This is a genomic window from Microbacterium suaedae (assembly GCF_003254645.1).
GTDB classification, from domain to species: Bacteria; Actinomycetota; Actinomycetes; order Actinomycetales; family Microbacteriaceae; genus Microbacterium; species Microbacterium suaedae.
The window spans coordinates 382483-397659 of sequence record NZ_PNFD01000001.1 but is presented as its reverse complement, the minus strand read 5'-3'; the positions used below and the strand labels follow the sequence as shown (position 1 = coordinate 397659).

Genomic DNA, 15177 nt, shown 5'->3' with positions numbered 1-15177 from the left:
GTCGCGATGAACGCCGATCCCCCCATCGTCCGCGTCACGGGCGGCAACCCGACCGAGGAAGAGCTCGCGGCGGTCATCGCGGTCGTCTCCGAGCACTACGCACAGGAGGCCGAGACCGCCACGGTCGAGGAACGGCCCTCCCGCGACGCGTGGACGCGCTCCCGCCGCCTGCGCCGCTACTCCCGCCAGCCCTGGGGCCGCTTCACGGGGTGAGTGACGGCGCGGGATTCGTGCCGAGATGCTGACTTCGCACCGAGGTACTGGCGGATCCACTGATTCCGTCAGCATCTGGGGGCGTTGTCAGATCCTCAGCGCGGAGCGGTGCCAGCACTCCGGGATGCGGCGTCCAGCTTCCCCGCGGAGTGCACGGTCCCGAGCGCCTGAGTTCGCGGTGACGTACTGACGGAAACGTAGATTCCGTCAGTATCTGGGGGCATTGTCAGGCCCTCAGCGCACGTGCCCGGCCTGGAGCCTGCCGCCTCCAGTTCGCGTGTTGCGCACGCGGTCGCCGGCGAGTCGAAGCGGATCCATGGAGACACGGCAGCCGGGCTCTCGGTCGGATACGACGGAGAAGGCCCGCGGATCGATCGGGCCTCGTCGCGTATTACGCGGCCATGCCGCGAGCCATCGCGGCACGGAGCTCGCGTTCGATGCGCGGCCACTGATACATGACGTCCTGGTACGAGTAGCGCAGGACCGTGTATCCCATCGCGACGAGCTGGCGATCGTGCGCGATGTCGCGGCGACGCTGCGCCGCGTCGCTGTGGAACGCGAAGCCGTCAAGCTGCACGACGAGGCGCCTGCCGATGAGCGCGTCGACGGGCTTTCCTGCGATCCGCACCTGCTGTACGACGGGGATCCCCGCGCGCCGGCAGTTCCGGACGAACGTCGACTCGACGCCGGAGTCGGACAGCGCGCTGATCTCCGCGGCGAGGGCCTTCGCAGCGGACGAGCGCCAGGGGAGGGTGAGGACTTCCTCTGGTGTCATGAGCTCGCGCTTCACTGCCGATTCCCACACTGCGAACGCCTGCGCTGCGGGGAGCCGCGCCGCGACGCCCGCGAGCACGTTCTCGATCCGGTCGATGAGGTCGCGTGGCGAACGACCCACGATCGGCCTCGCTCGATAGCAGAGCGTGTTGTGGCCCGGCCGCACGTGCGCGTCTGGGCGCACGGCGATGTGCAGGATCGAGTCCTTCGCCATCTCAGGCGGCACCCACAGTCGGTACCGATCGAGTGCGCTCACGCTCGTGACGACCCCACCGATCCGTGCGGCCTCACGCACGTCCTCGGGGGCATTGGGGAGCACGAGCCATGTTCGTCGCAGCAGGTCGATGCCCTCGTCGCGTCGCGCCTCGAGGAGGCGGCGTGGCGTCCACCCCTCGTCAAGGAGCGCTCCGCGGTGGTACCACCCACCGTGCGCGCGGAGGAGTCGTGACAGGGTCATGCGCATGCTCCGTTCTGATCCCGAATCGAGGTGGGCCTCGTCTCGGACACAGCATGCCGAGTCCGCGGCACGCCCGCTCGGCGGCGAGAGGGGGCGTTGTGGACAACGGGCCGAAATCGGTGATTGTGAGCGCGCTGCCTCCCGGTCTTCGAGGCGTTCGGCGACCGGACGTGTGGGAGGCCGCGTGGCGGGTTCCTGTCGGTGGCGCGAGCCGAGATGCTGACTTCGCGCCGAGGTACTGGCGGATCCACTGATTCCGTCAGTACCTCGGGTGGTTCTCAGTACCTCGAGACGCTGCCCCGTAGGCTCGACGCCATGTGGTCTTTCGCCGAGGAAGTGTCGCCCCGCGTCGTCGAGGTCGCGCACACCGGATCCACCAACGCCGACCTCGTCGATCGGATTCGGGCGGGCGAGAGCTGGCCGCACCTCGGGGTGCTGCTCACGCGCGATCAGCGGGGCGGGCGCGGGCGACTCGATCGTCAGTGGACGACGCCCGCCGGTACCGCGCTCGCTGTGTCGGTCGTGCTCCGCGTGGGGCGGATTCCTGCTGAGCGGCGCGGGTGGATCCCGCTCGTCGCGGGTGTCGCGATGGCGGATGCAGCGGGCGCGCAGCTTTCGGGTCGCGTCGGGGTGAAGTGGCCGAACGACGTGCTCGCGGGGGAGCGCAAGCTATGTGGGATCCTCGCGGAGGTCGCGGACGCCGACACCGTCATCGTCGGCAGCGGCGTCAACACGCGGATGACCGCGTCGCAGCGTCCTGTCGACACGGCGACGTCCTTCGCGATCGAGGGGGTGGACGTCGACGAGGATCGCCTTCTCGCCGAGTACCTGCGGCGCCTCGGTGAGCTCGTCGCACAGCTGGAAGGCGGATCCGTGCACGAGGTCGTGCGCGACGCCTGCGTCACGATCGGGCGGGCGGTGACGGCTCATCTTCCGGGCGGCGTCACGCTTGTCGGGACGGCTGTCGACCTCGACGAGGACGGACGTCTCGTGATCGAGGCGGACACTCGCCACGCTCTCGCCGCGGCCGACGTCGTGCACCTGCGCCCGGCGTGAGTCGACTCGGGACAGGGAGAGATCGCGCGCTCACGGCGAGCGGCCTCGTGCATCGGCCCCGGTGCGTGCACACGCTGGCCGCGATTCACGGCCCTCGTGGGGCGCTGTCGCTCGGATGGCCCGACCCGCGCGAGAATGGATCCATGACCGATCCCGAACAGCAGGAGCTGCGCATCGCGACGTTCCGACGCAGCGCGGCCGCGCTCGGATGGTCGGCGCTCGTGCTGATCGCCGTCTCGGGCGCGACGGGGTACCTGTACTCGAATCTGCCGGCCCCGTTCGAAGACTGGATGCTTCTCGCCGCGGCAGGAGCGGTGGTGCTGCTCCTCGTGGTCGTTCCGTGGTGGCGCTGGGCTTCGGGGGCCTACGTCGTGACGACCCGGCGGATCATCGTCTCGCGCGGCCTCGTGATCCGCCGCCGCCACGAGCTCCTGCACGCAACGGGCTACGGTATCGAGCTCGTCCGCGGCCCGATGCAGAGCATGTTCGGCACGGGGACCCTGCGGCTCACCTCGGGCGGGACCGAGCTCGAGCTGCGCAACGTTCACAACCCGAAGCTCGTGCGGGAGACGCTCACCGACCAGATCGAGATCTGCCAGATCCTCGCCCATCGCGCGGCTCAGCAGGAAGCTGCCGATCCATACCTCGATCACGAGGATGAGCGCGATCCGCGGAACTGAGAAGATAGACGCATGACGAAGCGTGTCGGCGTGATCGGTGGTGGGCAGCTCGCCCGGATGATGATCGCTCCTGCGGTGGAGCTCGGGATCGAGATCCGGGTTCTCGCAGAGCAGGATGGGATGTCGGCGGGGCTCGCGGCGACCGCGACCGGCGACTATCGCGATGTTGAGACGGTGCGGGCGTTCGCGCGCGACGTCGACGTCATCACCTTCGATCATGAGCACGTTCCGCAGGATGTGCTTCGCGCCCTCGTCGACGACGGCGTCGCCGTGCAGCCCGGCCCCGACGCGCTGCAGTTCGCGCAGGACAAGCTCGTCATGCGCGCGAAGCTGGCCGAGATCGGGGCGCCTCAGCCCGATTGGGCCGCGGTTTCGGAACGGGCCGCGCTGCAGGCCTTCCTGGACGATCATGGCGGTCGTGCCGTCGTGAAGACGCCGCGCGGGGGCTACGACGGCAAGGGCGTACGCGTGGTGAGGGAGGCGAGCGAAGCAGACGACTGGTTCGAGGCCTTCGCGGGGGAGCCGATCCTCGTCGAGGAGCTGGTCGACTTCCGCCGAGAGCTCGCGCAGCAGGTCGCGCGGCGCCCGAGCGGCGGAATGGCGCCGTATCCCGTCGTCGAAACGGTGCAGAAGGACGGTGTGTGTGCGGAGGTCTTCGCGCCCGCACCGCAGGCGAGCGAGCGGACGGTCGAGGTCGCGGCGCGAATCGGCACCGAGATCGCAGCGGGGCTCGGCGTCACGGGCATGCTTGCGGTCGAGCTGTTCGAGACCTCGGACGAGCGGCTGCTCGTCAACGAGCTCGCGATGCGCCCGCACAACAGCGGGCACTGGACGCAGGATGGCGCCGTCACGAGCCAGTTCGAGCAGCACCTGCGTGCGGTCCTCGACCTGCCGCTCGGATCCGCAGAGCCGCTGGCCGAGGCGACGTGCATGATCAACATCCTCGGAGGCCCGCAGGGCGCCTCGATCGACGAGCGCTTCTCGGCGGTGATGCGCGCGCACCCCGAGGCGAAGATCCACACCTATGGGAAGGCTTCGCGCCCGGGCCGCAAGGTCGGTCACGTCAACGTCGTGAGCGACGACATCGACGACGCGGCGTACGTCGCGCGATCGGCGGCTGCGCACTTCGAGTGACGCGCGCCGCGCGCCGTTCTCAGTCGATCACAAGCGCGTCGCCTACTCTGTCATGGTGCTCCCCTCGACTGATACCCCCCTCGTCGGCGTCGTCATGGGCTCCGATTCCGACTGGCGCGTCATGCAGGACGCATCGACCGCTCTGACGGATTTCGGCATCGCCCACGAAGTCGAGGTCGTCTCGGCGCACCGCACGCCCGACAAGCTCATGAGCTACGGACGTGAGGCACGCGGTCGCGGGCTGAAGACGATCATCGCGGGCGCGGGCGGTGCAGCGCACCTGCCGGGCATGCTCGCCTCGCTCACCTCCGTGCCGGTCGTCGGCGTCCCGGTGCAGCTGAAGACGCTCGACGGGCTCGACTCGCTCCTGTCGATCGTGCAGATGCCGGCGGGGATCCCGGTGGCGACGGTGTCCATCAACGGGGCGAAGAACGCAGGGCTCCTGGCCGCACGCATCATCGGCGCGGGCGACGCAGCCGTCGCCGATCGCGTCGAGGCATACGCTCGTGAGCTCGAGGCGCAGGTCGAGGAGAAGAACCGGCGCCTCAAGGACTCGCTGTCGTGACGCTCGCCGCCGATCGCATGGCGGTGCGAGAGCCCCTCATCAACGCCACGCCTCTGCGCCGGCCCGATCTCGCCGACGCGAAGATGATGACGCGGCGCGGCTGGTGGCTCGTCGTGATGAACTTCCTGATCCCGGGATCCGCGCAGTCGCTCGCGGGCAATCGCCGGCTCGGCAAGCTGGGGCTGGGATCCACCCTCGTGATGTGGACGCTCGTCATCCTCGCGGCCCTTGGTGCCCTGCTGTGGCGTTCTGGCCTGACGACGATCCTGCTGCACCCGATCACGCTCTTCGCCCTCGCGGCGGTCGTCGTCCTCTATGCGGTGCTGTGGTTGATCCTCTCGATCGATACGCTGCGGATTGTGCGGCTCGTGAAGACCCGCGCCCCGCAGCGATTCCTCATCGCGCTTCTTGCGATCGCCCTCGCTGTCGTACAGGGCGCGACGGGCGCATTCGCCGCCCCGCGTCTGTTCGCGGCGGCCGGTGGAATCGGCTCGATCTTCAGCAGCTCCGCACCGGTCGTGGCCCCGAGCGACGGCTACTACAACGTGCTGCTGCTCGGTGCTGACTCCGGCGAAGGTCGCGATTCGGTGCGCTTCGACAGCATTTCGGTGGTCTCCGTGAACGCTGAGACGGGGGCCGTGACGATCACCGGCATCCCGCGTGATCTGCAGCACTTCCCGTTCAGCGACGGCAGCCCGATGCGGGAGCTCTACCCGAACTACTTCGAAGGCCACGCCGATCCGGCCTGCGGCTGGGGCAGCGGCATCAACCAGCTGACGAACGCCGTGGCGTTCTGTCGGGAGGATGGCGGCGAGAATCTGTATCCCGATGCGGCGAGGCATGGATCCGAGCCGGCGATCGAGGCGACGAAGGACGCCGCGGAGGGCCTCATGGGCATCGAGATCTCGTACTTCATCTCGATCGACATGCAGGGCTTCGAGGCGCTCATCGACGCGCTGGGCGGCGTCGACATCACGGTCACGGAGCGCCTGCCGGAGGGCCCGGGGCCGTCGTACGAGGGCCAGCCCGCGTCGGAGTGGGCGACGGGTTGGATCGAAGAGGGTGCGCAGCGCATGAACGGCGAGACCGCGCTCTGGTACGCCCGGTCGCGCTACACGACGAGCGACTGGGACCGCATGCAGCGTCAGCGCGAGCTGCAGGAAGCGGTCATCAGCCAGATGACCCCGCAGAACGTGCTCAACCGCTTCCAGGAGGTCGCCTCGGCGGGATCCGACGTGATCCGCACCGATGTGCCGCAGGGGCTTGTGTCGACGTTCGTCGACCTCGCGGTTCTCGCACGGGAGCAGGAGATGACCTCGATCGAGCTGAATCCGGACAGCGGCGTCGACCAGGAGTGGCCCGACGTCGCGGCGATCCGGTCGATGATCGACGAGGCGCTGCACCCCGCGGAAGAGGAGGGCGAGTGAATACGTCTGCGGTTCCCAGGAACGTTCGCCGCCGGGCGATAGGATCCAGTGTGACTTTCTGCGGACGACTTCTGCGAGGCGCGGGGCTGTGACGGCGATCGATCTGTCAGACTACGACGTTCCGGGCCGCGGGCGCGGTCTCGCCGACGTGGTGCGTTGGCGGTATCTGCTGTCGGTGCTCGTGCGCAAGGGGACGTCGACGCGCTATCGCAACTCGGCTCTCGGATGGACGTGGTCGTACGTCAAGCCGTTGATCCAGTTCTTCATCTACTTCGCTGTGATGGGGTTCATCTTCGGGATGGATCGCGGCGTCGAGAACTTCCCGCTGTATCTCTTTGCGGGGTTCATCACGGTGTCGTTCTTCAATGAGGCGTTCGGGAATGCGACGACCGCGGTCGTCGACAACAAGGCACTCGTCCAGAAGATCTACCTGCCGCGCGAGCTCTTCCCGATCTCGGCGATCATCGGGGCGTTCATCCACTTCCTTCCGCAGCTCGCGATCCTCGTCGTCGTCGCGCTCATCTACGGGTGGATTCCCTCCTTTGCAGGCGTCGGCGCGATGCTCGTCGCGCTGGCATACGTCGGCATGGTCTCGCTCGGGCTCGGGCTCTTCTTTGCCGGCCTCAACGTGCGGTTCCGCGACTCGCAGAACTTCGTCGATGTCCTGCGGCAGCTTGCGACGTGGGCATCCCCTGTGCTGTACACGTGGGAGCTCGTGCGGGATAAGACTCCGTCCTGGGTTCCCGACTGGATCTTCCACGTCTACATGAGCAACCCGATCACGATCGCGGTCGAGATGTTTCATTTCTCGTTCTGGCGCTCGACTGTCACTGGAGACGATTGGCACGGGTTCCCGCCCCACTTCGGTGCGTATATGGCGATCTCCGCGGGCCTCACGCTCGTCTTCCTCATCGTCGGGCAGCTCGTCTTCCGCCGCTTCGAACGCACATTCGCACAGGACCTCTGATGACTGGAACAATCGAGCAGATCACAACCGCGAGACCGTCGATCATCATCGACGGCGTCACGAAGACGTTCCTCAAACGAAACACGCATTCGTTCAAGGAAGCGTTCGTCAGCACCTTCAAAGGCAAGAAAGTGCGGGCCGACCATTTCACGGCTCTCAAGAACGTCAGCTTCCAGGTGGGTGAAGGGGAGTCGGTCGCTGTCCTGGGCTTCAACGGCTCCGGAAAGTCGACGACGCTGAAGCTCGTGTCGGGTGTCATGCGGCCGGACGAGGGCCGAGTTTTCACTCGTGGTCGGGTCGCTGGCCTCATCGAGGTGGGGGCGGGTTTCCACCCGGACCTCTCGGGGCGGGAGAACGTGTTCCTGAATGCCGCGATCCTCGGCATGACGAAGAAGGAGACCGAGGCGCGGTTCGACGACATCGTCGCGTTCAGCGAGATCGGCGACTTCATCGATCAAGAGGTCAAGCACTATTCGTCGGGCATGTTCATGCGTCTGGCGTTCTCCGTTGCGATCCACGTCGATCTCGATGTGCTGCTCGTCGACGAGGTGCTGTCGGTCGGTGATGCACCTTTCCGTAAGAAGTGCAACGAGAAGCTTGAGGAGCTTACGAAGAAGGGCGTGACGATGCTCGTCGTGAGTCACGACATGAGTACGGTACGTCGCCTGTGCCGCCGCGGCATCGTGATCCACGAGCACGAGGTGCTGTTCGACGGCGACATCGAGGAGGCCGTGCGCGTCATTCAGACGACGCCGCACTGATACGAGGCGAGGCGCCTCAGCGGCCGAACGTGCGTTTGAGAACGCGGAGCGCGCGCTCGGGGAAGCTGTACCGCTCGATCTCGCCGCGCAGTCGATCCTCCATTTCAGCGAGGCGTTGATCGAGGTACTTCGTCAGGTAGAGGGCGAGTCCTGGACCGTTCTCGCGAATGTAGGAGCGCAGGGCCTCATCGCGGATCTGTGCGTCGACGTGCCGGTGCTGTCGATCGCTTGAGATGACGCTGTTGCCGTCGGTCCCGGATTGTCCGGGGCGCTGATGCCAGTAGGCATAGGGCGTCGAGTCGTCGAGATACTCGAGCGGGCCACGCGTGAGCACGTCCAGTGCGAAGTTCCAGTCGCCGACGACGGGGAGAGTCTCGTCGTACAGCCCGAGTTCATCGTGCAGCGTCCGGCGATAGACGAAACCGATCGGCACGAAGCGATTGAACAGCAGCTCATCGCCGAGGGTCGGCATCGTGAGCTGCTGCTGGAAGATCTCTCGGCCAAGTTCGACGTATGCGCCGTCGCCGTCCGAGCGCTCCCACACGATCTCGATCTTCGACACGACACCGCCGCGGTTGGCGTTGCGCTCCGCAGCGAGGTAGCGAACGGCACGTTCGAGGAACTCCGGGTGCCACGAATCGTCGTCGTCGTGCAGCACGAGATACGGTGCGGTCGTCGTGAGGACTCCGGCGTTCGCGCTCGCCCAGCGTCCGTGCGACTCTTGGCGGTGCAGGGAGCGTACCTTCACGCGGTGCTCTTCAGGAACCTGAGCGACCACATCGTCGACCGCAGCCGGATCACCGCCGTCATTGACGATCACGCACTCCCAATCGGCGAACGTCTGCGCCGTGATGCTGCGGAGTGCGCGGTCAAGGAAACGTGGCCGGTCCTTTGTGCGGACGACGATCGCGACCCGCGGCTCGAGCGTCATTAGCGTCCCATGCCCGTGTACTCCCATCCGGCGGCGCGCCAGGCCTCGGGATCGAGGATGTTCCGGCCGTCGAAGACGACGGGGCGCGCGACCTTCTGAGCCGTGGCGACCGGGTCGAGGGCCTTGAACTGCTTCCACTCCGTCACGACGACGACGGCCTCGGCGCCGTCCAGGGCATCGTCGAGCGACGCGGCGTAGTCAAGTTGAGGATGGGCGCGACGCGCCGTCTCCATCGCCTGAGGATCGTACGAGACGACCTCAGCGCCCAGGCCTTTGAGGCGCACTGCGACGTCGAGGGCCGGGGAGTCGCGGATGTCGTCGCTGTCGGGCTTGAAGGCGAGGCCGAGGACGGCCACGCGGTGGCCGAATGGCTGTCCACCGAACGCGTCGACGACGAGGTCGACGACGCGCTGGCGGCGACGAAGGTTGATCTCGTCGACCTGCTTGAGGAAGCCGACCGACTCGCCTCGCCCGAGCTCCTCGGCGCGCGCCGTGAACGCTCGAATGTCCTTGGGGAGGCATCCTCCGCCGAAGCCGACGCCCGCATTGAGGAACTTGCGTCCGATGCGGACGTCATGGCCGATCGCGTCGGCCAGCTGCGTGACGTCGGCGCCCGTGACCTCGGCGATCTCGGCCATCGCGTTGATGAAGCTGATCTTCGTCGCAAGGAAGGAGTTGGCGGCGACCTTCACGAGCTCCGCGGTGGCGTAGTCGGTGACGAGCCGGGGCGTGTCGCGCTCGAGGATCGAAGCGTAGACGGCGTCGAGGGTCGCGACATCAGTGTCGCCGGTCTCGGGGGACACGCCGTACACGAGGCGGTCGGGGTCGACGGTGTCCTTGACGGCGAAGCCCTCGCGGAGGAACTCAGGGTTCCACATCAGATGCGCGCCGCGGGGGCGGACGATCTCGGCCAGTCGTGCGGCGGTGCCGACCGGAACGGTCGACTTGCCCGCGATGAGCGCCCCCTCCTTGAGATGCGGAAGGAGGCCCTGGATCGCCGAGTCCACGTAGGTGAGGTCGGCGCCACCGCCGTCGCGACGCTGAGGCGTCCCGACACCGATGAAGTGCACGTCTGCGGAGGCGACGTCGGCGTAGTCGGTCGAGAAGGTGAGATTGCCCGAGGCGAGGCCGGCCTTCAGGATGTCCTCGAATCCGGGCTCGTGGAACGGCGGCTCGCCAGCGGAGAGCTTTGCGATCTTCCCTTCGTCGACGTCGAGTCCGACCACCTGGTGGCCGAGGGACGCCATCGCGGCCGCGTGCACGGCACCGAGATAGCCGCAACCGATCACGCTCAACTGCATGTGGAGTTCTCCTTGATCTGAGCCGGTCGTTCACCCGCGATTGGGCACTCGTCATATCCTGCCACGACGAGCTGTCGCATATCCTGGTGCAGATATGCGAGGAACTGCGCGCCCCCATCCTGAGGACCTCTCGGCACCGTTGTTGACGGTTGTCATCCCCACTCACGATGTCGGTCCATGGCTGCGCCAGACGCTCGATTCAGTGCTCCGCCAGCTCGATCGTCTCGAGGTCATCGTCGTCGACGATCGTTCGACCGACGGCACGCTCGATCTGGCGCGCTCATACGCCGAACGAGACGCGCGCGTCGAGGTGATGTCGGCGCCGACGCCGGGCGGAGGGTCCGCGCGGAACGCGGGTGCGGAGCGTGCGCGCGGGCAGTACCTCGTCTTCGCCGACGGCGACGATCTGGTCCCCGACGGTGCCTACGCGGCTCTGGTTGACAGCCTCGAGGCTTCGGGGTCTGACATGGCGGTCGGCGACTACATCAAGTTCCGCGCTGTCGACACGTGGCGGCCGACGGCGGCGATGCCCGCGTTCGACCGGGCCGCGCAGCGTATCGCCCTCGAGGACGCACCCACCCTGCTCTACAGCCGTCCGTGCTGGAACCGCGCGTTCCGCACCGGGTTCTGGCGTGACAGCGGGATTCAGTTTCCTGACGTGCCGCGCTCGAACGACATCGTTCCGATGGTCTCGGCGCTGGTCGCGGCCGACTCCATCGACGTCGTGGAGGACGTCGTGTACGTCTACCGCGAGCGTCCCGGATCCGGTTCCATGACGGCGCGCGCGGGCGCCGCGACGTCGCTCGTGAGTTATCTCACGCAGGAGACCGTGTGTGCCCGGATCGTGCGTGAGCGGCGGAGCGCCGAGCTGGATCGCGTGTATTCGAACCTCGTGTGGGATCGCGACGGCTTCGTGGCGGTCTCCCGCTACGCTCTCGCGTGGCGGGAGCCGGGCGACGGTGACGCACTCGTTGCGCGACATCTCACGGAGCTCCTGGAGATCACGCCGCCACCCGCTCCGGAAGTCGGGCCCCTCCGCAGATTGACGCTGGAGCTCGCGGCTGCGGGCGACTTCGCCGCGGCGCACGCCGTTGCGCGAGTCGCGGCGGGGGCGCCGGAGGGCGACGACGAATCCGGGCGGCGCGCGGATCTCGTCGGGACGTGGCGGGCGCTGTTCGCGGCGATCCCGAAGCATCGTCCGCTCTCGAATGTCGAACGCGACGCGCTCGTCGAACGTCTCGCCCGGCAGGTCGCGCAGCCGCGCCCGGCAGATCCGGGGCCGTGGCGAACGCTTCTCATGGAGGCGGAGGACGCGCTGGGTCCTCGTGCCCGGCTCTTCGCCGCTGACGCCTGGCAATCGCCCGACGGCGACGAGGATCGCATCGCCGAGCGTGCGCGGACGGATGCGCGCGTCGAAGCAGTTGCGGGCGGGCACCTGCTGGCGATCGACGGCGTCGTCTCGGCCGAGAGCGGCGACGTGCGTCCCGCACTGCTCGACGGCGAGGCGAGCGCCGATGCCGGCGAGATGCGGCTTGTCGAGGCGGCGAGCGTCACATGGGCCACGTCCCGCGGTGGAGCGCGGGCCTACTCCTCGGCGTTTCCGGCGACGGGGCTGCCGATGCACCGGCCCTTGACGCCCGTCGTGGTGACAGCTGACGGAAAGGTGCTCGGCGTCGAGGCCGCTCTCGAGCTACCCCCGTACTCGCCGCGTGATGCCTTCCTTTACGACGCGATCGACGGTGTGCTGGTCGTGCGCCGGCGACGGCATTGGATCCCGCGTGCCGCGCGTCGCGCCCTCCACATCGTGATTGCCCGCCTGCGCCGACGGTGACATCTCGCTCGCGAGTGCCTCGTGGCCGTTCTGATTTCGCGAAACGGCCCTTCGGCACTCGTGGATCGCGACTTCAGGAGGTCAGCTGCTGGAGCAGCGCCGAGTACTGACGGGAGACGTCCCAGGGCGCGATCGGGGCGAGGAAGGTGTCGAAATCGGTCGCCTCGACGTCTGCGAACGGATCCTTGGCGAGGAGCGCAGCGATGGAGCGCTCCGGATCCTCGGGGTCGAAGAACGCGACCCAGCGCTGGTCGCCGAACTGCGCGACGAGCCCCGGATCCTTCGGGAGGATCACGGGGACGTGGAACGTCGCCGCGAGATGCACGCTGCCGGAGTTCAGGATCGCGCGGTACGGGAAGCACGCGACGTCCGCCGCTCGGAACCATCGGGCGATGTCGGCATCGTCGACGAAGTCGAGGTGGGTCACGGTCCGGACATCCTGGGGGAGCGAGGCCTCGAACTCGATCCGCGGCATCTCCTTGACGGCACCCGCAAGCATGAGCACGAGGTCGTCCGACCGTGACGCATTCGCGGCCGATGCGGCCGCAGCGAGAGCGTCGACGCCCTTGTAGGGGCGGATCTGTCCGAGGAACAGCACCGACGTGTCGGTGTCTCGAATTCCGAAAGACTCACGGGCCTCCGCGCGAGAGACGGAGGTGTCGTAGACGCCTTCGTAGCTCGGATGGGGAATCTGCCGAATCTTCTGCTGATCGACCCGGACCACGTCGGCGATGGCGTCGGGGGTATGCGGCGCCATGATGTGAACAGCGTCGGCATGTTCGCCGATGAGGCGCATGAGCTTCACCTCGAGGTCGTGGAAGGTGACCTCATGAGGAAGCCGATTGTGCACCGTCCAGACGATCTTCGCACCGCGGTTGTGCAGGCGGGCGAACAACGTAGCAATGCGCTGCACTCGGCGGTGCGCATCGCGTTCGGACTGCGCCTGTTGGACGATCGGCGTCGTCCAGTGCAGGTGCAGGACGTCGCCCGATCCGAGACTCGTCGCCTCTGACATGAGCTCGTCATACGTTCGGGCCGGGTCGACGCGGAAACCGTCAGCCGCAGCGGACAGCTGCAGCAGATTGAGGAAGGCGTTGTTCAGATACGCGGGGAAGACGAGTACGCGGGGGCCGGATCGCATCCCCTGATGGTATTCGTCGTCGCCTGATCGGCGGATCTCGGGTGTTGCAGGCAATTCACATCTGTCACACTGGTAATCGTGCGTCGCATCAAGAACCCCCTTCACCCTGCCCGCCGCGGCAGGGCTGTCTTCGGCATGGCGGTCATCGCAGCCCTGTGGGCGGCGATGCTCCCGAGTACCGCGCTGGGGCAGGCGGAGCCGGGTCCGACGCCAACGGCGACACCTGAGGCGACAATTGCCTCGACACCGACACCGACACCGACACCGACACCGAGCGTCGAGCCGACGCTTGAGCCCACGGCCGAGCCGACGCCGACGCCCACACCAAGCGCCGAGCCGACGCTCGATTCGACCGCTGCGCAGGTGTCCGGGATCCCGACGCCGGAGAACGGCGACTACATCGGCTCGAACACGGTGGACGAAGCGGATCCCGGGGACTACTCCGCGAGCGACACTTCGCTGCGGGCGATGAGTCTGTCGGGCTTCCGTCCGGGCAATCTCATCAGCGACGCGAAGATGTACACGTCGGGCACGATGACCGCGTCGCAGCTCCAGAGTTTCTTCGAGCAGAAGGTGAAGAACTGCCAGTCGGGGTACACCTGCCTCAAGGACTTCCGGATGGACACGGCCTCGAAGTCGCCGAATAGCTACTGCACGAATTCGTATCAGGGTGCGCGGAACGAGTCGGCGGCGCGGATCATCGCGAAGGTGTCGAAGGCGTGCAACGTGAGCGAGAAGGTGCTCGTCGTGATGCTCCAGAAGGAGCAGGGGCTCATCACGCACGTCTGGCCGAGCGACTGGCGCTACGACACGGCGATGGGCTACGCGTGCCCCGACACGGGGCCGGGAAACTCGGCCAATTGCGATTCGAAGTACTTCGGTTTCCAGAACCAGATGTACATGGCGGCGTACCAGCTGCAGCGGTACACGAAGGACTCGTATTTCAGCTGGTATCCCGTGGGGAAGAGCTCGCAGGTGCTCTGGCACCCGAACCAGAGCTGCGGCTCGGGCTCGGTGAAGATCGAGAACGCCGCGACCGCGGCCCTGTATTACTACACGCCGTACCAGCCGAACGCGGCGGCCCTGCGGGCAGGGTACGGTACTGGCGACTCGTGCTCGTCGTACGGAAACAGGAACTTCTACAATTACTACACCGATTGGTTCGGATCGACGCGAGGTGAGCCGAGAGCCGCGTGTGACTCGCGTCCCAGCTCGGACGCACGGCTCGTCTACACGGTCATCGACACGACCAAGGTGCGAGACGCGCCCGACGCGAGGTGTGGCTCGGGCGTCGAAGGGATCTCCGAGGGCACGACTGTTCAGGCGGTCTCCATCACGGAGACGCGTGACTGGCTCGAGGTCTGGACTGGGAATGGGCGCAAGTGGATCCCGCGCAATGCGGTGGACTACGCCACGAGTGAAGAAGAGCTCTGTATCCAGGCGAAGGGGAACGTGCGGGACGCCTCCTACGCGTTCGTCGTCACAGGATCGGGGACGACTGCCCGCACGGCACCCCGCGACGACTGCGCGGTGGAGTCAAGTGAGCTGGCCGGTGGATACGTCGTACAGGCGATCAAGGCGTCTGGCTCTGGCCTCTGGGTTCTCGTTCAGACCGGGGCCGGTCATCGCTGGGTGGCGCGGTCCGATCTGCGCTTGTCGACGTCGACTGAGAGGCAGTGTCTCGCCCCGAATGGTGGCGTCGGCCCCGCTGTCAAGCTGTATCGAGTGCTGACGACCGTTCCTGGCCTCGTCGGTCCGCGTGACAACTGCGCTGTTTCCGACGTTGAGCTTCGGAGGGGGGCGATTCTGCAGGCGACGGGGATCTCGGGATCGCGGCTCTGGCTCGAGGTCGAGACCAGCGCTGGCAATCGATGGGTGCGTCGAGCGGATGTCGTCAAGATCAACTGAGCGAGCGTGGACACGCTCCACCAGCAACTCT

The 15177-nt window shown here is 67.1% G+C and carries 14 protein-coding genes; 10 read left to right on the top strand and 4 right to left on the bottom strand.

The annotated features are described in order from the left end of the window. Positions 1–6 precede the first annotated feature (6 nt). A complete protein-coding gene (locus tag C0012_RS01745; RefSeq protein WP_110588482.1) occupies positions 7–213 on the top strand; it encodes an acyl-CoA carboxylase subunit epsilon in 207 nt (68 codons plus the stop codon). A gap of 391 nt (positions 214–604) precedes the next feature. Here the strand turns inward: C0012_RS01745 and C0012_RS01740 are convergent, their stop codons facing one another. Next, positions 605–1444, bottom strand: coding sequence for an endonuclease domain-containing protein (locus C0012_RS01740; protein ID WP_162621800.1), 840 nt, complete (start codon positions 1442–1444; stop codon positions 605–607). A 315-nt stretch (positions 1445–1759) separates the two neighbouring features. Between C0012_RS01740 and C0012_RS01735 the strand changes: the two genes are divergently transcribed. The 7 genes from C0012_RS01735 (at position 1760) to C0012_RS01705 (ending at position 8034) form a co-directional block, all read left to right on the top strand. Further along, positions 1760–2500 carry a biotin--[acetyl-CoA-carboxylase] ligase gene (locus tag C0012_RS01735; protein WP_110588484.1) on the top strand — a complete coding sequence of 247 codons (741 nt, stop codon included), beginning with the start codon at positions 1760–1762 and terminating at the stop codon, positions 2498–2500. A gap of 143 nt (positions 2501–2643) precedes the next feature. Next, entirely contained in the window at positions 2644–3180 is a 537-nt protein-coding gene (locus C0012_RS01730) for a PH domain-containing protein (RefSeq protein ID WP_110588485.1), read from the top strand. A 12-nt stretch (positions 3181–3192) separates the two neighbouring features. Then, complete coding sequence (locus C0012_RS01725) at positions 3193–4314, top strand: 5-(carboxyamino)imidazole ribonucleotide synthase (protein ID WP_110588486.1); 1122 nt, start codon at positions 3193–3195, stop codon at positions 4312–4314. A gap of 94 nt (positions 4315–4408) precedes the next feature. Beyond that, positions 4409–4879, top strand: coding sequence for a 5-(carboxyamino)imidazole ribonucleotide mutase (gene purE, locus C0012_RS01720; protein WP_110588819.1), 471 nt, complete (start codon positions 4409–4411; stop codon positions 4877–4879). Next, positions 4876–6306, top strand: a complete 1431-nt coding sequence (locus C0012_RS01715; protein ID WP_232527738.1) for an LCP family protein — start codon at positions 4876–4878, stop codon at positions 6304–6306. Before purE ends, C0012_RS01715 begins: the two co-directional genes overlap by 4 nt. A gap of 88 nt (positions 6307–6394) precedes the next feature. Further along, positions 6395–7273 carry an ABC transporter permease gene (locus C0012_RS01710; protein ID WP_232527737.1) on the top strand — a complete coding sequence of 293 codons (879 nt, stop codon included), beginning with the start codon at positions 6395–6397 and terminating at the stop codon, positions 7271–7273. Beyond that, a complete protein-coding gene (locus C0012_RS01705; RefSeq protein ID WP_110588488.1) occupies positions 7273–8034 on the top strand; it encodes an ABC transporter ATP-binding protein in 762 nt (253 codons plus the stop codon). The genes C0012_RS01710 and C0012_RS01705 overlap by 1 nt, the downstream gene beginning before the upstream one ends. Before the next feature lie 16 nt (positions 8035–8050). Here C0012_RS01705 and C0012_RS01700 read toward each other — a convergent pair whose 3' ends face one another. Together C0012_RS01700 and C0012_RS01695 are read right to left on the bottom strand one after the other, a co-directional pair. After that, positions 8051–8965, bottom strand: coding sequence for a glycosyltransferase family 2 protein (locus C0012_RS01700; RefSeq protein WP_162621801.1), 915 nt, complete (start codon positions 8963–8965; stop codon positions 8051–8053). Next, entirely contained in the window at positions 8965–10266 is a 1302-nt protein-coding gene (locus C0012_RS01695) for a UDP-glucose dehydrogenase family protein (RefSeq protein ID WP_110588490.1), read from the bottom strand. The genes C0012_RS01700 and C0012_RS01695 overlap by 1 nt, the downstream gene beginning before the upstream one ends. Positions 10267–10360: 94 nt before the next feature. Between C0012_RS01695 and C0012_RS01690 the strand changes: the two genes are divergently transcribed. Next, a complete protein-coding gene (locus C0012_RS01690; protein WP_110588491.1) occupies positions 10361–12097 on the top strand; it encodes a glycosyltransferase family 2 protein in 1737 nt (578 codons plus the stop codon). A 73-nt stretch (positions 12098–12170) separates the two neighbouring features. On the opposite strand, the gene C0012_RS01685 is transcribed toward C0012_RS01690, so the two are convergent. Continuing rightward, positions 12171–13238 (bottom strand): glycosyltransferase, encoded by a 1068-nt coding sequence (locus C0012_RS01685; protein WP_110588492.1) that lies wholly within the window; start codon positions 13236–13238, stop codon positions 12171–12173. A gap of 78 nt (positions 13239–13316) precedes the next feature. Here C0012_RS01685 and C0012_RS15625 point away from each other — a divergent pair, with 78 nt between their 5' ends. Next, complete coding sequence (locus tag C0012_RS15625) at positions 13317–15146, top strand: hypothetical protein (protein WP_232527735.1); 1830 nt, start codon at positions 13317–13319, stop codon at positions 15144–15146. Positions 15147–15177 lie beyond the last annotated feature (31 nt).